This window comes from Mucilaginibacter sp. P4_A11 (assembly GCF_056402535.1).
In genome coordinates this window covers 75,187-94,780 of record NZ_JBFUHE010000019.1, presented here as the reverse complement: position 1 = coordinate 94,780, position 19,594 = coordinate 75,187, and the positions used below count along the sequence as shown (strand labels likewise).

At 43.7% G+C, this 19,594-nt stretch carries 18 protein-coding genes; 13 read left to right on the top strand and 5 right to left on the bottom strand.

Features of this window, described 5'->3' with window-relative positions; genetic code table 11:
• Positions 1-131: 131 nt before the first annotated feature.
• Entirely contained in the window at positions 132-320 is a 189-nt protein-coding gene (locus tag AC1DUD_RS27095; protein ID WP_477380357.1) for a hypothetical protein, read from the bottom strand.
• Positions 321-414: 94 nt separating this feature from the next.
• Between AC1DUD_RS27095 and AC1DUD_RS27090 the strand changes: the two genes are divergently transcribed.
• The 3 genes from AC1DUD_RS27090 (at position 415) to dinB (ending at position 3,301) form a co-directional block, all read left to right on the top strand.
• Positions 415-1,362 (top strand): SPFH domain-containing protein, encoded by a 948-nt coding sequence (locus tag AC1DUD_RS27090; RefSeq protein ID WP_090534803.1) that lies wholly within the window; start codon positions 415-417, stop codon positions 1,360-1,362.
• Positions 1,363-1,387: 25 nt separating this feature from the next.
• Complete coding sequence (locus AC1DUD_RS27085) at positions 1,388-1,945, top strand: DUF922 domain-containing protein (protein ID WP_477380355.1); 558 nt, start codon at positions 1,388-1,390, stop codon at positions 1,943-1,945.
• A gap of 237 nt (positions 1,946-2,182) precedes the next feature.
• Entirely contained in the window at positions 2,183-3,301 is a 1,119-nt protein-coding gene (gene dinB, locus AC1DUD_RS27080) for a DNA polymerase IV (protein ID WP_477380353.1), read from the top strand.
• A 482-nt stretch (positions 3,302-3,783) separates the two neighbouring features.
• Here the strand turns inward: dinB and AC1DUD_RS27075 are convergent, their stop codons facing one another.
• Positions 3,784-5,613: an FAD-dependent oxidoreductase gene (locus AC1DUD_RS27075; RefSeq protein ID WP_477380351.1), complete on the bottom strand. Its 1,830-nt coding sequence runs from the start codon at positions 5,611-5,613 to the stop codon at positions 3,784-3,786.
• Between the two features lie 89 nt (positions 5,614-5,702).
• Here AC1DUD_RS27075 and AC1DUD_RS27070 point away from each other — a divergent pair, with 89 nt between their 5' ends.
• Together AC1DUD_RS27070 and AC1DUD_RS27065 are read left to right on the top strand one after the other, a co-directional pair.
• Positions 5,703-6,239, top strand: a complete 537-nt coding sequence (locus tag AC1DUD_RS27070) for a YfiT family bacillithiol transferase (RefSeq protein ID WP_477380349.1) — start codon at positions 5,703-5,705, stop codon at positions 6,237-6,239.
• 296 nt (positions 6,240-6,535) lie between these two features.
• Positions 6,536-6,850 (top strand): low molecular weight protein tyrosine phosphatase family protein, encoded by a 315-nt coding sequence (locus tag AC1DUD_RS27065; RefSeq protein WP_477380347.1) that lies wholly within the window; start codon positions 6,536-6,538, stop codon positions 6,848-6,850.
• A 22-nt stretch (positions 6,851-6,872) separates the two neighbouring features.
• Here AC1DUD_RS27065 and AC1DUD_RS27060 read toward each other — a convergent pair whose 3' ends face one another.
• From AC1DUD_RS27060 to AC1DUD_RS27050, 3 genes are all read right to left on the bottom strand, one after another.
• A complete protein-coding gene (locus tag AC1DUD_RS27060; RefSeq protein ID WP_477380345.1) occupies positions 6,873-7,958 on the bottom strand; it encodes an acyl-CoA dehydrogenase family protein in 1,086 nt (361 codons plus the stop codon).
• A gap of 333 nt (positions 7,959-8,291) precedes the next feature.
• Positions 8,292-8,930, bottom strand: coding sequence for a nicotinamide riboside transporter PnuC (gene pnuC / locus AC1DUD_RS27055; RefSeq protein ID WP_477380343.1), 639 nt, complete (start codon positions 8,928-8,930; stop codon positions 8,292-8,294).
• A 63-nt stretch (positions 8,931-8,993) separates the two neighbouring features.
• Positions 8,994-11,447 carry a TonB-dependent receptor gene (locus AC1DUD_RS27050; RefSeq protein ID WP_477380341.1) on the bottom strand — a complete coding sequence of 818 codons (2,454 nt, stop codon included), beginning with the start codon at positions 11,445-11,447 and terminating at the stop codon, positions 8,994-8,996.
• A gap of 390 nt (positions 11,448-11,837) precedes the next feature.
• Between AC1DUD_RS27050 and AC1DUD_RS27045 the strand changes: the two genes are divergently transcribed.
• The 8 genes from AC1DUD_RS27045 to AC1DUD_RS27010 all read left to right on the top strand — a co-directional run bounded on the left by AC1DUD_RS27045 (position 11,838) and on the right by AC1DUD_RS27010 (position 19,591).
• Positions 11,838-12,911 (top strand): acyltransferase family protein, encoded by a 1,074-nt coding sequence (locus AC1DUD_RS27045; RefSeq protein ID WP_477380339.1) that lies wholly within the window; start codon positions 11,838-11,840, stop codon positions 12,909-12,911.
• 42 nt (positions 12,912-12,953) lie between these two features.
• Entirely contained in the window at positions 12,954-14,042 is a 1,089-nt protein-coding gene (locus AC1DUD_RS27040; protein ID WP_477380337.1) for an acyltransferase family protein, read from the top strand.
• Positions 14,043-14,201: 159 nt separating this feature from the next.
• The gene (gene aspS, locus AC1DUD_RS27035) at positions 14,202-15,947 is read left to right on the top strand and encodes an aspartate--tRNA ligase (protein ID WP_477380335.1); all 1,746 of its coding nucleotides are present in this window, start codon (positions 14,202-14,204) and stop codon (positions 15,945-15,947) included.
• A gap of 63 nt (positions 15,948-16,010) precedes the next feature.
• A complete protein-coding gene (locus tag AC1DUD_RS27030) occupies positions 16,011-16,475 on the top strand; it encodes an FKBP-type peptidyl-prolyl cis-trans isomerase (protein ID WP_477380333.1) in 465 nt (154 codons plus the stop codon).
• 79 nt (positions 16,476-16,554) lie between these two features.
• On the top strand, positions 16,555-17,010 hold the full coding sequence (locus tag AC1DUD_RS27025; protein ID WP_477380331.1) for an FKBP-type peptidyl-prolyl cis-trans isomerase: 456 nt from the start codon (positions 16,555-16,557) through the stop codon (positions 17,008-17,010).
• Between the two features lie 14 nt (positions 17,011-17,024).
• A complete protein-coding gene (locus tag AC1DUD_RS27020; protein ID WP_477380329.1) occupies positions 17,025-17,492 on the top strand; it encodes an FKBP-type peptidyl-prolyl cis-trans isomerase in 468 nt (155 codons plus the stop codon).
• A 114-nt stretch (positions 17,493-17,606) separates the two neighbouring features.
• On the top strand, positions 17,607-18,206 hold the full coding sequence (locus AC1DUD_RS27015; protein ID WP_477380327.1) for a MiaE family protein: 600 nt from the start codon (positions 17,607-17,609) through the stop codon (positions 18,204-18,206).
• A gap of 200 nt (positions 18,207-18,406) precedes the next feature.
• The gene (locus tag AC1DUD_RS27010; protein WP_477380325.1) at positions 18,407-19,591 is read left to right on the top strand and encodes a sensor histidine kinase; all 1,185 of its coding nucleotides are present in this window, start codon (positions 18,407-18,409) and stop codon (positions 19,589-19,591) included.
• Positions 19,592-19,594 lie beyond the last annotated feature (3 nt).

Genomic DNA, 19,594 nt, shown 5'->3' with positions numbered 1-19,594 from the left:
TACGCAAGCGTAAAGAGGGGATTTTAGTTTATAATTCTTTTTCCACTCTTTATCCTTCGGATAAAGAGAGTGGTCCAGCGAAGCGCAGACCTGGTGGGTAAATTATGCGATTTGCAATACTAACACACTATTTAAGCCGCTTCATCTTTAGTATTCCGCACCAGGCTGATACCTGTTGTGAAAAAAATTAATGAAATGATCCCTATTACTACCATGGTAGTTACCTGCGCACTATGATTAATGATAGCTATACCGGTATAAATGAGGCCAACTATACCAAGCACGCTCAGTATGGTTCCGAATGTTCGTTTTAAGTTCATGACAGGTGTGCTGTTTTTTATGAGCATTTTTTAAAAAACAAATAACACACCAATAATTAATACTACTTTTATTTTAAACATAATAAACCAAACCATGCCCGAATCATTTGGATCATTAATAACAATCATCATTTTCGTTGTTATCCTCATTACCATTTTTACCTCGTTTGTGTCTGTAAAACAGGGCACAATAGTCGTAATAACCGTATTTGGCAAATACCGCCGTATCCTTACTCCGGGATTGAATTTCAAGATCCCTTTTATCGAAAACATCTATTCTAAAATCTCTATCCAAAACCGCTCTGTGGAGCTGGAGTTCCAGGCAGTAACTTACGACCAGGCTAATGTTTACTTCAAAGCTATGCTGCTGTACTCGGTACTGGACCAGCAGGAAGAAACCATCAAGAACGTAGCTTTTAAATTTGTTGACGAACGTAACCTGATGCAGGCCCTTATCCGCACCGTTGAAGGTTCGATCCGCGCCTTTGTGGCAACCAAACGCCAGAGCGAGGTATTGATATTACGCCGCGATATTGTGGAACACGTAAAAGAACAGCTGGATGTAATACTGGAAGGCTGGGGCTACCACCTTCAGGATCTCCAATTGAACGATATCACTTTTGACGATGTGATCATGAAATCAATGAGCCAGGTAGTAGCATCAAACAACTTAAAAGCCGCTGCCGAAAACGAAGGCCAGGCGCTCCTCATTACCAAAACCAAAGCTGCCGAGGCGGAGGGTAACGCTATCAAAATTTCGGCCCAGGCCGAGCGTGAGGCAGCGCAGTTACGCGGACAAGGTATAGCGCTATTTCGTGAGGAAGTTGCCCGTGGTATGACCGTAGCTGCCAAAGAAATGGCCGAAGCCAATATGGATACCTCGGTGATATTGTTCACCATGTGGACAGAATCCATCAAACACTTCTCCGAAAATTCAAAGGGGAATGTTATTTTCCTTGATGGCTCAACCGATCAGATGCAACATACGTTAAAAGAAATGATGGCCTTAAACCTTTTACATACCGACAACGTCAAAAAGTAAAAGTTTAAAACCGCCATTTTTTTAAATGAAAAGAAGTATAGTGAAAGGGATAGGCTTCACAGCCATGTGTTTTTTAGCGATGATCACGCCGGCTTCGGCGCAGTCATTTCATCAGCTTACCGCCAATGATTTTTGGGGAACGCCGCGGGCTAATGCCGGCGGCGTTGTAGCTTATACCAACTGCACCATCGATTACCGATACCAGGCCCGGCGAGAGCAGGGCGGTTATCGGCTTAATTTTAACATCAGGCTTATCCTTAATAATAACAAATCATGGCTTGATAAAAGCAGGGTTGGCACCCCGCAACAGCTCAGCGAGATCCTCAAGCATGAGCAGGGCCACTACACCATTGCCTTTTTAGAGCAGCAGGAACTATTGAGAATAGTAGGCCGTACCCGCTTCAGCAATAATTATAACTACGAAGCCATGGCCATCTTTAACCGCATCGATGCCAAATATAAACAGCTGAATGCCGATTATGATGAGGATACCGCCCACATGACCGACCGCAAGCAACAGCGCAGCTGGGACATGTACTTTCAGCAAAAGCTTAAGTTTTTGCCAGGAGATACGGAAAGTTGATTTATTAAAAGCATTCTCGGATCTTCTTGGCTTGAACATGCTATTTTCGCTACCGCAAGTGTCCTCACTTGTGGTCCGCGTTCAGGTAATCAACTTGATGAACCGCTTGCATAACTCAGCATGATACCCAAAAGCGAGGACGCTTGCGGTAGGATTTGAGTTTAAGCCTCGACACTTAAACCTGCTAACCAAACTTTGCAGCAAGCATGCAACCCGCCTATATTTGCTTTCATCGCCATGACTGAGCAATCACCTAATATCCACCGTAAAATTATCCATATTGATATGGATGCTTTTTACGCGTCGGTTGAGCAGCGGGATTTTCCGGAGTATCGGGGCAAACCCTTGGTGGTTGGCGGCTTGCCTGAAGGGCGGGGAGGCGTGGTAGCTACCGCCAGTTATGAGGCCCGGAAGTTCGGGATACGCTCGGCTATGTCATCGAAGAAAGCGTTGCAGCTTTGTCCGCATGCTTTGTTTGTACGGCCCAGGTTTAATGTTTACCAGGAGGTATCGCAGCATATCCGGGAAATTTTCAGTCGATATACTGATCTGATAGAGCCGCTCTCACTTGATGAAGCTTTCCTTGATGTAACTAACGACAAGCAAGGTATCGGCTCGGCCATTGATATAGCCAAACTTATTAAACAAGCCATTAAAGATGAATTGCAGCTTACTGCATCGGCGGGCGTATCTATCAATAAATTTGTAGCCAAAATAGCATCCGATATTAACAAGCCTGATGGCCTTAAATTTATTGGTCCATCAAGCATCGAAAACTTTATGGAGCAACTGCCTGTCGAAAAGTTTTTTGGCGTGGGCAAGGTGACCGCTCAAAAAATGAAGCAAATGGGCCTGCATACCGGGGCCGACCTGAAACGGCTGGAGGAACAGGAACTTATCAAGCACTTTGGCAAGGCAGGCCGGTTTTACTACCAGATAGTGCGTGGTATAGATAACAGGGAAGTACAACCCCATCGCGAAACCAAGTCCCTGGGCGCTGAAGATACTTTTGCTTATGATCTGACTACACTCGAAGAGATGGAGGCCGAGCTTGATAAAATAGCGGTCACTGTACACAATCGCCTGCTTAAATACGAGTTAAAAGGCCGCACCATCACCCTCAAAGTAAAGTATCACGATTTTAAACAGATCACCAGAAACCAATCATTTCCAACGCCGGTAAACGACCTGGAAACTATCAGCAATACGGCCAAACAACTCATGGCCGCAACAGGTGTTGATGATGTAAAAGTACGTTTGTTGGGCATTTCGCTTTCGAATTTCGGAGAGATAGCGATTAAGCAACGTGATGATAAAGAGCTTGGGCCAGGGGATCAGTTGGAGCTGGAGTTGTAAAAACTTGCATATGTAGAGGGGCTAATGAGGGGGGGAAACAAGTTCAGCATTACCTTTATTTTTTCATGCTGAGTAGATAAAATCAAGGGATATTGAAGGAGAAAATGACATTTGCCCTTTTGTCATGCTGAGGCACGAAGCATCTTCTTCGCCCTGTATAACGGCCATGCTTGTTGAAGAAGATCCTTCGTACCTCAGGATGACAGTTTTTTTTAAAATTATGTCATGGATAGCGTTTAAATCCGCCGAACTCTGAAGGTGCAATAACATCTCCTCGTCGTCATGCTGAACTTGTTTCAGCACCCCACAAGAAAGGTAGCGATTTGCTTAGCATGTGGCTTAGCGAGTGGGGTGTTGAAACAAGTTCAACATGACGGAATTTAATTATGTCAGGGTAGGAACGACGAAGCAATCGCGTGCTATACAGGGCGGATTTGCTTCCGTGCGATTGCCACGCTGCGCTCGCAATGACACTTCTATCATTAATTCACCATCCTCCCCGCAATATCCACCGAGCGGGCAAAAGGGTTAAAAAACCTGTTGGCCAATATGGCAAATTCGCGGCGGGTTACGGGGCGTTTCATATCAAAAGGAGATGCAAACTTATATTGCTCCTTCCATGCCTTCTGCATAGCAATTTCCAGTGTGTGCGGATCGGTTAGGGTGGTTTCGCTGATAAATGACAACAGGTTACTAACCGTAAATACCGGGCCTGGTTTTTCTTTATTGAACCATAAAAAGCCACGGGTATAGGTTTCTTCCAGCGTTGGTTTTATTTCGGCAGTGGCTACTAATGAATCGGGCTGAAACAGCAACCGGGCGGTGTTCCCCTCTGTTTTTTGTACCCCTTTTAATAATCCGGAAACCCCTATCTGCTGGATAGCCCTAAAATACGGGTCGGTTGGTTTTACGTCGGTAAAAGGTATGACCCATGCTTTAAAGTCGAGCAGTTCGCCCTGGATTATGCGCACATTTAAGTTTTGCGTTGTAGTTTTAAAAAAAGCGCAGAAAGCGGCAGTTGCCCCGGCTCCCTGCCCAATAGCCATTTGTACCGATGGGTACATAGTGCTGGCATTTACCAGGTGCGTTACCGACATGGCTTTTTCCGTTACCAGTAAATTATCCAGGTCTTTCAGTACAATGGCACCCAGCGGCACTCCATAAGCAGGGAAAGGTGGATAATTAACTTTTGGAGCACTTGCATCGGTATAGTGCTGGCCCGGAGAGGCATCGCCAACAGCAATGGCTGTGCGGTAAAGTTTTGATTCCCGGTCGTACGGTTTGTATAGATCATCCAGCATCATCCTTACCAAACCCTTTGTCGCGCGACCGGCCTCGCGCAAATACGGGATATATGGTAAGTGATCGGGCGTAATAAAACCTTCGTCTAACCCCAGGTTTTTGTAGCCCAGTTCGGTTTGCAAATAGTATATCAAACCTAAAGTATGCAGGCGGGCTTTGGCATAAAAAGCCTCCCGGTTTTCGGGTTTTAAATTATCTGCGGTAACGGGGAACTGGTTCCCGCATTCGGCCCATTTGATCATGTATTTATCATTGGGCAGCCTGCCATCATCAAGCATTTTTTTGATGTTCTTCCCTTTAAGGCAGGCGTATGCGGCTGCATCATATCCTTCGGGCCTGGGAATAGTTTTATCGGCCGAAGTGCCAAAATCTTTCAAAATGGCTATCCAGGTAAGGTCCTGTAGTTGTGCCGATTCATTATCAGGTGCAAGGGCCTCGGTAGTTTGTTTTTTACTCTCGAAGCCGTAAACATAGGTTTCGCCTGCTTTGGCAGCTACATCGCCGGTTTCGGTGGCGTCAATTACTACTTTAGCTTTTATGATGGTTGTTTTTCCGTCGATGGAAATGCTTACATCCCAGCCTGTACCATCTTTTTTAATGCCTGCAAATGGAGTGTTTAATTTTACAGTGAGATTTTTTACTGTATCGGTTATTTTTTTGAGGATGGCTGCGCCGGTATAGGGTTCAAATCTTAAGGCTGCGTTGTAAGCAGTATCATATCCGGGTGTTTTGCTGTAAAAATCCCGTACCCTGCGCCTGAATTCGCCCCAGATGCCTGTTGGTAAATTGCGGTTTCCGTCAATAACGCACATCCCGCCCGATGTCATGCTGCCGCCCAGCCAGGGGCCTTGTTCAACCAGCATGGTTTTTAGTTTGCTTCGCGCACCCTGTATCGCTGCCGCTGTTCCGCTTGCGCCTCCGCCTATTACTAATATGTCGGTTTTAATGGTTTGTGCAAAGGAGAGCGTACAGTTAAAAACAAAAAGTACGGCCAGTAACTTTTTTATCATCAGTTAAATTAACAATCTACAGAACGCTAAAATAAGTCAAAAGCTTGTGGTACTATAAAATAATAACTAATTTAAATTTTTTAACAGTTATGATGACAGACGAAGAAATGAAATACCCTATCGGGAAGTTTGCCCCCCCGGCTTCGTACACTACCGAAGATATGCGCGGCTGGATAGAAGATATTGCCACCCTGCCGGGGAAGCTGCGTCATGCAATTGCCGGTCTTAATTACCAGGAGTTGGACACTCCATACCGTACCGGTGGCTGGACACTGCGCCAGGTGATTCATCATTTAGCCGATAGCCACATGAATTCCATCACCCGTTTTAAGCTTGCCCTAACCGAAAATACCCCAACCATAAAACCATATGAAGAGGCCGACTGGGCCCTGCTGCCCGATTACCGCCTGCCGGTTGAGCCATCATTAAAAATGCTGGAAGGTATCCATCAGCATTTTGTGGCCTTGTTTGAAAGTTTCACTGAAAACGAATGGGCACGTACATTTGTACATCCGGCTTCGGGCGAAACGATATCACTTAAAAAAGGCCTTGCTACATATGCCTGGCACAGCAACCATCATTTGGCGCATGTGACCGAAACGGTAAAGAAGTTTGTGAAGGTTTAATTTGAGGTGAAAGGATAAAGGTAAAAGGCGAAAGATGTGTTTTACTGGAATGAAATTATGCATGGCGTATACATCTGGGGCTTCTGCGAGAGACCCTGATGGGACGTTAAGGACCCTGAGTGAACGTCAAGTTTAGGCCAATGCCAAACAAAATATGTCATTGCTGTAAGGAGCATCACGGCAATGAGCCTTGGGCGCGACGTGGCAATCGCATGCTATACAGAGCGGCCACACTTCCGTGCGATTGCTTCGTGCCTCGCAATAACATGGTTTTTTATGTTTAACTAATTCTACCTATGCCCAACCTTCTTTTCATCTGTAGCAAAAACCAATGGCGCAGCCCTACGGCCGAGGCTTTATTCAGGAACCATCCTGTGCATAAAGCTTCTTCGGCAGGTACAAGTGATAAAGCGCGGGTTAGGGTAAATCAAAAAATGATTGACCGTGCCGATGTTATCTTTGTGATGGAACAGAAGCATAAGGAAATACTGAAGCAACGCTTCAGCATAAATGGGAGGCAGCTGATTGTGCTTGATATTGAAGATAACTACCAGTTCAATGACCCTGAACTGATAGCTATTTTAAGAAACGAGTTAAGCGAATATCTTTAAGCAATCTGCAGATATTGTTCTCTTACAATTCAAATGTTAACAGTGAATGCTGTCCGGCAGTATGGATATCCCGCCAAACCTGGTTGATCTCTGTATCTGGATTTGCAGCCGATAATCCACAATGGGTATAAAGTTTATCTACGCTGTCCCGCGAAACTTTGGCCAGCTTACGGCTCATCGCACTTACTCCCTGTAAGCCGTTATTATCAGCTGATTCAAAGTTATTCCATGAGTTATCAACAGCCTCGTAAAACTCAGCGCGAACTTCATTAAGTAAAATAGTTTGATCGGCCAGTAACTGTTTGATATATCCTTTTTGTGCTTCGGTTAAACGTGGGTTTTTCATCCGGTCATCAAACGCCGGTATACAGAGGTCAAGAAAATGAACAGCTAAGCCCGAAAGGTTGGCCGCTAACGTTGCCTCTGCTAATTGTAGAAAGGGGTAGCGGTACAAAGACTCGTTTACAACGGTGTATTGCGGGTCGATCTTAAAACAGCGGTTTTTATCAACATACAGGTCTTTTACCTCATAGGCGTCGCTCCCGGTGGCCATCATCCCAACATATTTCCAGGCCGAAAAAATACGCACATCTTTTTTGTCGAAAATAAAAGGTAGTATCAGCGGATCACCCTCATCATTCAAAACAGTTTGTTCTCCATTTTTAATGATGCAGTTTGCGGTGATGTGTGTTGCATGATGCGCACCGCTGGCGTATTTCCAGGTTCCATTAATAATGTAACCATCCCCATTAATGGTAGCTGTACCTGTTGATGCGCCACTGCCGGCCAGGCACAATTGCGGATCGGCCATGATCTCGGCTGCCAACCCAGCATCAAGGAAACCGCCAAACCAGCCTGCTCCGCTACATAGGGTTACTACCCAACCCAGGCTGCCATTGGCCCAGGCCAGGCTTTCTTCCAGCCGCACCATTTGCGGCAAAGCCAGTTGCAGACCGGAATAAGCTTGTGGTACCAAAAATTTAAACCAGCCCTGCTCATAAATAAGCTCCAGCTGACCGGGCTGCAGTTTGCCTGCCTGTTCGGCTTCGGGTGCTGCGTTGCGGATGATATCAACCCATTCGGGTTTTAAGTTTTGTGATGGATGCATGAAATAAATTATTTTTTAGCTTAAAGCCGAAAGCAAAAGGCTGAAAGCGTAATAGGCGCTGCCAAATTTACACGCGGAATAACAAAAGATGCTGACAGTAATTTGTCAGTGTTCAACTTTTAAAAAACGGGTGTTCAGCCTTTTGAACCGAATTTTTTAAAGCACTGATTATCAATGCACATTTATTCATTCCGGCATAATGAACGTTTTGGTGTATTTGTAAGTTATTGATTATCAATATTTATTATTTCTGAAAAATTATCAGGTGTTCATACTTTTAAAGTTGAACACCTGATACAACAAGATATATAGTACTGAATATTTTCCTAACCGCTAATCTTTAACCACTAATCTCTCTGTCTCTACCTGTTTCTTCCACTCAAAATATCCCCATATAGCTACTATAAACAGGAAGATGGTAAGCATGCCAAACATAGGCAGCTTTTTGTAAAACAGCAGCGGTACCGCAAAAAAGTTGGAGATGTTTAAAAAGATCCAGTTCTCCATTTTGCGACGAGCCAGCAGCCACATACCTGCCCAGGCGGTTGAGGATACCAAAGCATCCCAGCCTGGTACATTGGATGGGGTGAAATATTTGGCAGGCAGGTTTTTGATCATGTAATAGAACACCACCCAGCCCACAATGCTTATCGCCAAACTTATAACCCATTCGTTTTTGGTAGAGTAGGTAACTTTTACCGGGGGCTCGTCGCGTTTTTTTACCCAATAGATCCAGCCGTAAACGCTCATAACCACATAGTAGCCATTCAGTACCGATTCGGCATACAGGTGCACGTCCATTAGCAGGTATATGGATATGGCCGTACCCAGGATTCCTGCCGGGTACAGCCATATGTTATTTACACGGGCCAGTAATACTTCGGTAACGCCCAGCGCAACGGCAAGCCATTGCAGCCAGGTAGTTTCCTTTATTTGTTCAATGAACAGCTGTATTAAGTGTTGTATATCCAATTTTTAATTCGGGAAATTCGTTTCAATTCGAAAAATTAGTGTCGATATAAAATTAGTGCTCATTTAAAATCCTAAGCTTAGCGAAGCCATAAAGTTTCGCGGCGCCTGCGGAAAAAAGTAATTATAGTTTACCAGGTGACCGCCCTCAATATCCGGATAGGTAGCACCATTGTTCTCATATTTCTCGCTGAAGATATTATTAACCTGCAGGCCAACAGTTATGTTTTTAACCGACCGAACGCTAAAGCTGTACCTGAGCCTTACATCATTCACAAAAAAGCTGTTCAACTGGCGGTTGGCAGCATAAGGATTAGCGGCATTATCTGGTGCTATGCCAAAGCCTTCGGGATTGCGGTTCATGGTATTATCAAGGTATTGCTTACCTACGTATTTGCTGATGAAGGCAATTTCCCCGCCTTTTATCGGGCTGTAGCTGATCACACTTGAACCGGTGAGCGACGGCGAATAGGCGATATCAGTTTTGGCAAATGTTTCCTGAACCAGCGCGCCGTTGTCATAATTGGAGAAAAACTGTTGATAGTTTTTGATCTTATTGGTGCTGAGCGTAGCAGTAACACTCCAGTTTAACTGATTGGTAATTTTCACTTTTCCGCTAAACTCCAAACCTGCACGGTAGCTATCCTTAACATTGGTACGTACCGGGCTGCCTACATCATTCAGCGAACCGGTTAATACCAATTGATTTTTATACAACATATAAAAGCCATTCAACTCTCCGCTGAAAATAGAGGAGCTGAAACGGTAACCTGCCTCAAAGTCTTTCAGGTTTTCTGACTTGGGACGGTTTTGCGGAGGCGAGTCCACGTAATCATCACGGTTAGGCTCATGGTTACCTACTGCGAATGAGGCATACACATTGCTATGCTCATTAAACTGGTAGGTAATGCCGGCTTTAGGGTTAAAGAAGTTTAACTCCGCTGTTTGCTGGGCATTGTTCAGGTTTTTGTCGATACCATAAAACGAGTAATAAATATGCCGGTACTGCATATCGGCATACAGCAAAAATTTATCTACATGCCATTCGGCCCGGCCAAAAATGTTGAAATCATTCTTTTTGGCGTTATCGCGATAATACTCATAATTAGGGCCAACACCGATGCTTTCTTCGCTGGAGATGATATTGCCGTAATGTGCACCTTTATATTGATTGTAAGCACCACCCAGGTTCAGGTTCAATTTTGTAGTGGGCTGATATTTTAAAGCATAGGTAACGCCATAAAAATCATTATTAAGCCATAGGCGACGAACCAGGTTAGTGTTGGCTATGGTATCGGTGCCATAAATAACCGGCTTTAAACCGTAGTTGCTCACAGCATCATTTTTCCTGTATTCTTCGTAGTAACCTTCGCCATGGGTATAGTGCAAAGCACCGCTGAATGATAGTTTATCCGAGAATTTTTTATCATACAACAGTTGGTAGTGGTTTTGCAGGTAATCGTCAACCTGGTCTTTGTAAAATGCGCCATTCCCCATATCACCCAGCTCATTATACGTGCGGTTATCCGGGCGGCTGTCATCACCTATAACATAGTCGGCCACGCCATTCCAGGCCTGGTAGGTGCGCTCATGGCCCGAGAATACATTTAGCCTCAACGTACTGTTATCACCATAATAAGCGCCGCTTACAAAAAATGATTTCAGGCGGGATGATGCGCGGGCAATATACCCATCAGAGCGGATGCGTGATAAGCGGCCGTCAACACTAAACCTGCCGCCAAGCAGGCCGGTGCCCATACTTACCGTGTTTTTTAATGAACCATATGAACCTGCCGAATTATCAAGCTGGGCATACGCTGTATCCCTGCGGGTTGCAGTTTGCACGTTGATGCTGCCGCCGAATGCGCCCGCACCGTTGGTTGAAGTACCTACGCCGCGTTGGATTTGGAGGGTATTGATAGATGAAGCGAAGTCGGGCAAGTCAACAAAGTATGAACCCTGGCTTTCTGCGTCATTTAATGGAATACCATTAACAGTTACGTTAATGCGCGATGCGTCAGATCCACGGATCCGGATACCTGTATAGCCGATGCCGGTACCTGCATCAGAGTTGATCACTACCGATGGGGTTTGGTTGAGCAGATAAGGCAGGTCCTGGCCGAAGTTGTTTTTTTCGAGATCTTTCTTACTGAGATTGGTGAAAGCTGTAGGCGAGTTTTTGCCTGCACGGGTTGCAGTCACAGTAACCTCATCTGCAGTTAAAGTACTGCCGCCCAATAAAAAATTGATTGTTTGATTTGCAGAAAGCGTTACACTTTTGATTAACGGCTGATAACCGATATAGCTGGCTTTAACAGTGTAATTGCCTTTTTTTAGATCGCTGAAGCTGTATTTGCCGGTGGCATCAGTAATAGTGCTTAACTGTGGATTTAAAATAGTAATAGTTGCGCCTGGCAGTGCTTCGCCGGATTGATTGGTCACTTTCCCTGAAATAGAAAGTTGGGCCGATGCCATGACAGGCAGCAGCAAGGCCATAACAGCCACGAATAAATTTTTCAAAATGTTGTAAAACAAAAATTGAGTTAAACCATCTGCACGCCAGGGTAAAACGGCAGTACACTTAACTTATTTACCTTTATCCCTCCGCCGGCATTATCCGGATCAGGTGTGGGGGAAGTCTTCAGTTGGAAGTCTTGAGTCTGAAGTCTTGATTGACTTAGAGCTTAAAACTTTGTACTTATCAACTCTCTCCCCTGGGTATGATCTCAGCCTGTCTTTCAGTTTGGTAAAACAATCTGCAGTTTGTTTTGCAACCAAAGCAAGGCACCCCTTGAGAATTATATTGAGGCAAAGATAGGATTTGATTTGAGAATTAGGAATTTTTATAAATTGAACAGCTTTATTAGGAGAATTAAAAGCAATAAGCGTATTATTTATAGTTTTGTTATAATGTTCAATGTAAAACAATTAGATACTGGACGGAATAACAATTTTGATCTGCTCAGATTTATCGCTGCTACCCTGGTAATATTCTCACATTCTTATTTGATTACCGGTAATTTTCACAGAGAACCCCTGGTGAGGCTGACAGGGAATTTTTTGGATCTGGGGAACTTGGGCGTAAGAATATTTTTTACGATAAGTGGCTACCTGATAACTAAAAGTATGTTCAGGCAATCATCTTTAAGCAGTTTCGTATGGGCGCGTTTTCTCCGCATATTTCCGGGGCTGCTGGCAACATCATTGTTTTGTGCATTTGTTATTGGCCCTGTCTGTACTACTTTGTCTGTGCATGAATATTTCGCTTCCGGCAAAGCATATAATTTTGTTTGGCTACTTACCACCTTACATATGTTCAATAACTACTTACCTGGTGTGTTTTTAAGCAATCCATTCCCTAATTTAGTAAATAGCCCAATCTGGACATTACAGGCAGAATTAATGATGTATATATTGGTGTTAATTATTGGCGTTCTGTTATTAGTATGGAAAAAACAGTTTAAAAAGATATTCATATCAGTACCTGTATTGCTGGCTGTATTTATTTTGTGCAGGGGGTTCATCCCTCTTCCCCCATGGTATGAAGGACACTTTTATTCATGGGCGGCATTGTTTTTATTGGGCATGCTCAGTTATTTATTACGGAGTAAAATATTATTGAACATCCCGCTCTTTATAATCATGGTACTTGTATTGGGCACCTTGTTTCATTTTCAGTCGCTGTTTAAAGAATACTTTTTAGATGTTACCCTGGTATACGGCATCTTAATTTTTGTATATCATCCTCAGCTACAAGTAAACAACTTTCATAAATTAGGCGATTTTTCATATGGGCTTTACATTTATGCTTTCCCCATACAGCAAATGCTGATTTTTAAACTCCCTGGTTTAAAACCATTGTTACATTTTACGCTATCATTCCCGCTGGCGCTAATACTGGCAATATCTTCCTGGTATTTTATCGAATCGCCGGCACTTAAGTTAAAGCACCTAAAATTAAAGTTCCCTGAATATAAGTTATGATGCCGAATGCCGGGCAAAGATTATTTTTAACTTTGTTACCAAATGGCCTTAACATTACAGCAATTAGACTTAGGAAGGAAAAACAATTTTGATCTGCTCAGGTTTATCGCTGCTACCTTCGTAGTGTTTTCCCACTCGTTTTTGTTAACAGGTACTTATTCTGCTGGTCCGTACGCACACGTTATGCAGAAGTTTGATTTAGGCGGGTTTGGTGTTGATGTTTTTTTTGCGATAAGCGGTTTCCTGATAACTAAAAGCATGTTGAGGCAACCTACACTTAACGGCTTTGTATGGGCACGTTTTTTACGGATTTTCCCAGGCTTATTTGGCACAGCCATTTTTTGCGCCCTTATTATCGGGCCAATTTGCACAACCCTGTCTTTAAAAGATTATTTTTCCAATAAAACGGTTTATGCATTTATTTATCAGCTCACCACTTTACATAGTTATTCAAACTATCTGCCTGCTACATTTGAGCAAAACCCATATCCGGGCAGTGTAAACAGCCCTATGTGGACACTGCCGGCCGAGCTGCTGATGTATTTGGGCGTATTGCTTTGCGGTGTATTACTGCTTATCTGGAAAAGATATTTCAAAACCCTTATAATGACGCTTCCGGCATTGTTTATTGTTGGCCTCTACTTTAAAGACATGCATTACTCGGCCGATTATATGATCTTTGTGCACTCGTTTGCGACTATATTTTTACTTGGTGCAGTTTGCTATTTATTAAGTAATAAAATGGTGTTATGCCTGCCCATACTACTGGGTTTATTTGCTGTATGGCTTATCTTGTCGAATTTTAAGATCCCTGTATTTTTTTATCCGCGGCTGGTTGTTTATGCATTTTATGTATTGCTTGTTTATGGTATTTTGTTTTTTGCCTACCATCCTAAATTGCAGGTTAAAAGCTTTCATAAACTGGGTGATTATTCATACGGGCTTTACATTTATGCATTCCCCATCCAGCAATTAATGGTATCAAAAGCAGGGTTATTAAATCCGTTTGTGCATTTTATTTGTACATTTCCATTAGCTTTAGTTGTAGCTGCTTTATCATGGCATTTTATCGAAAAGCCGATACTGAGTTTAAAAACGTTGAGTTTGTTTACTAAAACAAATAAGGTTTGACAGGCATTTACAAGTTACTTTAATATAATATGCAATGCCTGGGCCGCTGCGGTCTATTTATTGGCGCATAATTAAAGTAGTTTTTCCAGCCTTTCTGCTTTTACCTTTCGGCTTTCACCTCAAAAATGTACTTTTGCAAACTTTTATATAAACATTGTTATGCTTAGAACTCATACCTGCGGCGAATTAAATATCAGCCATTTAGGCCAAACCGTTACTTTATGCGGTTGGGTACAAAAATCGCGCGATTTGGGCGGTACCACTTTTATTGATGTGCGCGACCGTTATGGTTTAACCCAATTGATATTTAACACAGATAGCGATGCCTCCCTGCGCGAAAAAAGCCGCGGGCTTGGTCGCGAGTTTGTGATCAAAGTTACCGGTAATGTAATTGAGCGTGCCAGCAAAAACACCAAGATCCCGACCGGCGAAATAGAGATTGCCGTTACCGATATTGAAGTGCTTAACGCGGCCAAGCTGCCACCGTTCCTGATTGAAGATGAAACCGATGGCGGCGAGGAGCTTCGCGCCAAATACCGTTACCTCGACCTTCGCCGTAACCCTATCCGCAACAACCTGGTTCTTCGCCACAAAATGGCGCAGGAAGTGCGTAAATATTTAGATAAGCTTGACTTTATCGAAGTAGAAACCCCGGTCCTGATCAAATCGACGCCGGAAGGTGCGCGTGACTTTGTGGTGCCAAGCCGCATGAACGCAGGCGAGTTTTACGCCCTGCCGCAATCACCGCAAACTTTTAAGCAATTGCTGATGGTAAGCGGTTTTGACCGTTACTTCCAGATAGTAAAATGTTTCAGGGACGAAGATTTACGTGCCGATCGCCAGCCTGAGTTTACCCAGATTGACTGTGAACTTTCATTTGTGAGCCAGGAAGATATCCTGAATATATTTGAAGGCCTTACCCGCCACCTGTTCAAAACCGTAAAAGGCATTGACCTGGTTGAACTGCCGCGCATGCTGTATTCAGACGCTATGCGTTTATACGGATCAGACAAACCCGATCTGCGTTTTGGGATGGAGTTTGTTGAGCTGAACGATATTGTTAAAGGCAAAGGTTTTGGTATTTTTGATAATGCTGAGCTTGTTGTAGGTATCAATGCCAAAGGCTGTGCAAGCTATACCCGCAAGCAAGTTGATGAATTGACCGAATGGTTAAAACGCCCGCAAATTGGTGTAACCGGTATGATTTACTGCCGTTACAACGAGGATGGCACGCTGAAATCATCAGTTGATAAATTTTACAGCGAAGACGAACTGACCAACTGGGCAGCCGCTTTCAACGCCGAAAAAGGCGATTTGATGCTGATCCTGGCCGGAGGTGCAGATAAGGTGCGCAAGCAATTGAATGAACTGCGTTTGGAAATGGGTAACCGTTTAGGCCTGCGCGATAAAAATACCTTTGCACCACTCTGGGTTGTTGACTTCCCGTTATTGGAGTGGGATGAGGAAAGCGGCCGTTATCACGCTATGCACCACCCGTTCACCTCACCAAAGCCGGAGGATATTGCCCTACTGGATACTGAACCGGGATCTGTACGCGCCAATGCTTATGATTTGGTAATAAATGGTACTGAAATCGGCGGCGGCTCAATCCGGATCCATGACCGCAGCTTGCAGGCGCTGATGTTCAAGCATCTTGGTTTCTCGCCAGAAGAGGCACAAAAGCAATTTGGCTTTTTAATGGATGCCTTTGAATATGGCGCTCCTCCGCATGGTGGTATCGCCTTCGGGTTCGACCGCCTGGCATCGATATTTGCCGGCCTGGATTCAATCCGCGATGTGATCGCCTTCCCTAAAAACAACTCGGGCCGCGATGTAATGATCGATTCACCATCAACCATTGCTGAGGCGCAAATGACCGAGCTGAAAATTAAAACAACGGTTTAATAAACCCAAAACATAAACTGAGCCTCCTTTACTTTAAAGGGGGCTTTTATTTGGATACTCATCATGAAAAAATACATTTTATTACTAAGTGCGGTTGTCATTACATTGATGATGTCATGTGATAAGTCAGTAAAGTTAAACCAGGCTAAACAAGCTAAAACAGACGATTCACTCATTCGCGTTTACCTGAAAGCCAATCCGCAGCTTAAAATGCAAAAACATCCCTCCGGCATTTATTACCAGATTTTATCCGAAGGTAGGGGCGATCACCCAAAAGACAACTCAATGGTTACAGTAAACTACACCGCCGCTTTGTTGAATGATATGGTGGTTGATAAGGGCAACGGTTATTCGAGCCCTCTTGATCACCTGATTAAAGGCTGGCAAATAGGTATCCCATTGGTTAAAGAAGGCGGCAGCATTTTACTTATCGTACCATCGGGCCTGGCTTATGGTACAAATGGCCCGGGCCCCATACCCGAAAATTCTGTATTGGTTTTCTCTGTAGATTTAACAGAATTTAACTAACACCGCTGAAATAAGTTCAATTATTGTAGCGTTCTGTAGCTTTTGCCCGTCAAACTAATTAAACAGAACTATTAACTAAATGAAGAAATTTCTATTATTCGTATTCGCCCCATTGGTGATCCTCGTCTCATGCTCAAAAGATAAGTTCGATGCGGCAAAACAGGCAGCTGCAGATGACACTGCTATTAAAACTTACATTGGCACCGATACTGCCTACCATGCCACAAGTGATAATTCAGGTGTTTATTACAAAATAATAAACCAGGGAACCGGAGCAAAACCAACCGCAACATCAACAGTTAAAGTAACCTACACTGGCAAGCTGTTGAATGGAACTACGTTTGATTCTGGTACTATCAACCAAAGCCTGCAGAGGCTTATTCCTGGTTGGCAATCAGGCCTGCCGTACGTTAAAACAGGCGGCCGTATTATTTTGGTAATCCCCTCAAGAGAAGGGTACGGCAATACCTCAACGGGCTCGATTCCCAAAAATTCGGTTTTGGTATTTACAATTGATCTGCTTAGTTTTAGCTAATTACCATAACCCGAATGAGAAAAAGACTGTTGCTATTATTGTTTGCGCCGCTATTGGTGCTGTCGGCATGTTTTAAAGATAAAGCGGCCGATCCGAAGCAGGATGTTTTGAATGAGGATGGCAATATCAAAAACTACCTTGCGGCCCATTCCGAAATCAGCGCCACAAAAGATACTTCAGGGCTTTATTACCAGGTTATTGCCCCGGGAACGGGCACTCACGCCGGACCAAAGGCAACGGTAACCATCGATTATTCGGGGCAATTGCTTAGCGGGGTGACTATAAATGGACAAACCGATTACAGCAATAAACTTAATGTGTTGCTAACCGGCTGGCAGATAGGCATCCCGATGATTGCCGCTGGCGGAGAAATCTTGCTTATTGTCCCTTCGCGGTTAGCTTATGGCGTATATGGTACCAGCCAGGTACCTCCCAACTCCATAGTGATATTTGATATCAAGCTTAAAAAGATAGAACAGTAGTATCGAAACAGAACATAAGGGCCATCATCAAAAGATGGCCTTTGTTATTTGTCCCACAACAAACACCTTACCTTTCGCCTTTAACCTTTCACCTCTATCAACTATCTTTGTACTGTGAGCGAGAAAACCATTTTAAAACTTCAGTTACCAACCGATCCGCTTTGGGTTAAGAACGTGGTGGAAAGCAATATTGAAGAAATTTTGACCGATCATGCTTTTTGTGAACAAAAAGCTGCCAGTAATGCTATTACCCTTATTGTACAAAATCCAAACCTGAGCGAACTGGTACAGGAAATGGCCCTGCTGGTACAGGAAGAAATGGATCATTTTAAACGCGTACACGATATTATCCTTGAGCGTGGTTATATCCTTGGCCGCGAGCGCAAGGATAATTATGTCAACGAGCTTAGGAAATTTATTATCATTGGCGGCGGCCGCGAAGCACAGCTTATTGACAGGCTCTTATTTTCGGCGATGATAGAAGCCCGCAGTTGTGAACGTTTCAAGGTACTGTCCGAAAATATCAACGATGACCAACTGGCTGCCTTTTACCATGAGCTGATGGTTAGTGAGGCTACCCACTACTCTATGTTCATTCGCCTGGCAAAAAAATATGCCGAAGAAATTGATGTTGAAGCCCGATGGAAACAATTCCTGGAATATGAAGCCCAGGTGATCCAAAACTATGGCAAAGGCGAAACTATTCATGGGTAAGTTTGAGTCAGAAGTACAAAGTAGGGGTTAAAAGCAAATAAGTGAGCCGTCATTGCAAATCACGAAGCAATCGCGGACTGTACAGGGCGGCTCTGCTCATTGGGGATTGCTTCCTGCCTCACAAGCACGATTCTTTCATAAACATCTTGAAATTACCGCTACTTTTTTTATTGCTGTAACATAATGCGTTATTTTACATAATGTCGCGTTTTAAGGTATTTTCGGTTGTTATACATATTGCCGGCTGGTTACTCTTCATGGCCTTTCCGCTGGTTTTTTTAAATAGCAGGTCATTATACGATACTTCTATTACCTCTTTTTTGCAAAAGCCTGCTTACTGGGTGTTTTGCACCACTTATATCGCCCTCTTTTACAGCAATGCTTACCTGTTTATTCCACAGTTCTTTTTAAAAAAGAAGTATTTGATCTACAGTATTATTTGTGTTGTTTTATTAGGAAGTGTTTACTTACTCCGTCCGTTTGATAAATTGCTGGGCAGTACCGAGGACCTGAGAACGGGAAACGGGATAGCGATGTCGGGACCGCCGCCTTTTGACCTGCCCCGCTTTGGTGATCATAGGCCTGGAGGGCCACGTTCAGATACCCTGCGTAAATTTGAACGGCCTCCAAATTTCCATCCCGATTCATTGGGGCAAAAAAACGATTTCAGGCGTCTGCGCAAACCTATGAATCCGCTTGACAGCACCAGTCTGTTTATTTTTCTGATGGTCATGGCGCTAAGTATGGCTATAAAAACGGTGCAGCAATGGCAGCTTACCGAGCAGCGCGCCGCCCGCGCTGAAGCCGATAAAACCGACGCCGAACTGTCGTTCCTTAAAGCGCAGATCAACCCGCATTTCCTGTTCAATACGCTTAATAATATCTATACACTTGCCGCACTCAAAGATGATAACGCCGCCGATAGCATCATGAAGCTCTCGAACATTATGCGCTATGTTACCGATGATGTTACTGAAGATTTTGTACCGCTGCAAAGCGAAATTGGTTGTATCAGCGATTATATCGAACTGCAGCGCCTTCGCATCGGCAATAACACGACAATTAATTTTGAGGTTGAAGGAGATCCCGGCAGAAAAAAAATAGCTCCGCTGGTAATAATGACCTTTATCGAAAATGTTTTTAAGTATGGGGTGAGCAAACATGAACCATCTGATATAGGTATCAGGATTGATATTCACGAGCTCAATATTTCCTTTTACTGCAAAAACAGGATCTTTGATGTAAAAAACAGCGAGTATCAACGCACGGGCATCGGCATAAAAAACACAAAGCAGCGCCTTGAGCATTTATACCCTGGCAAGTATTTGTTAAACATCAGCAGCCTGAATAATGAGTATATTGTACAACTTACTTTACAAGCTTAAATT

Bases quoted from the DNA above. Each gene is read 5' to 3' on its own strand.
- AC1DUD_RS27040 (WP_477380337.1), top strand. From the start codon at position 12,954: ATGGCCTTAACATTACAGCAATTAGACTTAGGAAGGAAAAACAATTTT.
- AC1DUD_RS27010 (WP_477380325.1), top strand. From the start codon at position 18,407: ATGTCGCGTTTTAAGGTATTTTCGGTTGTTATACATATTGCCGGCTGG.
- AC1DUD_RS27095 (WP_477380357.1), bottom strand. From the start codon at position 320: ATGAACTTAAAACGAACATTCGGAACCATACTGAGCGTGCTTGGTATA.
- AC1DUD_RS27065 (WP_477380347.1), top strand. From the start codon at position 6,536: ATGCCCAACCTTCTTTTCATCTGTAGCAAAAACCAATGGCGCAGCCCT.
- AC1DUD_RS27030 (WP_477380333.1), top strand. From the start codon at position 16,011: ATGAAAAAATACATTTTATTACTAAGTGCGGTTGTCATTACATTGATG.
- AC1DUD_RS27060 (WP_477380345.1), bottom strand. From the start codon at position 7,958: ATGCATCCATCACAAAACTTAAAACCCGAATGGGTTGATATCATCCGC.
- AC1DUD_RS27025 (WP_477380331.1), top strand. From the start codon at position 16,555: ATGAAGAAATTTCTATTATTCGTATTCGCCCCATTGGTGATCCTCGTC.
- AC1DUD_RS27070 (WP_477380349.1), top strand. From the start codon at position 5,703: ATGATGACAGACGAAGAAATGAAATACCCTATCGGGAAGTTTGCCCCC.
- aspS (WP_477380335.1), top strand. From the start codon at position 14,202: ATGCTTAGAACTCATACCTGCGGCGAATTAAATATCAGCCATTTAGGC.
- AC1DUD_RS27045 (WP_477380339.1), top strand. From the start codon at position 11,838: ATGTTCAATGTAAAACAATTAGATACTGGACGGAATAACAATTTTGAT.
- dinB (WP_477380353.1), top strand. From the start codon at position 2,183: ATGACTGAGCAATCACCTAATATCCACCGTAAAATTATCCATATTGAT.
- AC1DUD_RS27085 (WP_477380355.1), top strand. From the start codon at position 1,388: ATGAAAAGAAGTATAGTGAAAGGGATAGGCTTCACAGCCATGTGTTTT.
- AC1DUD_RS27090 (WP_090534803.1), top strand. From the start codon at position 415: ATGCCCGAATCATTTGGATCATTAATAACAATCATCATTTTCGTTGTT.
- AC1DUD_RS27075 (WP_477380351.1), bottom strand. From the start codon at position 5,613: ATGATAAAAAAGTTACTGGCCGTACTTTTTGTTTTTAACTGTACGCTC.
- AC1DUD_RS27020 (WP_477380329.1), top strand. From the start codon at position 17,025: ATGAGAAAAAGACTGTTGCTATTATTGTTTGCGCCGCTATTGGTGCTG.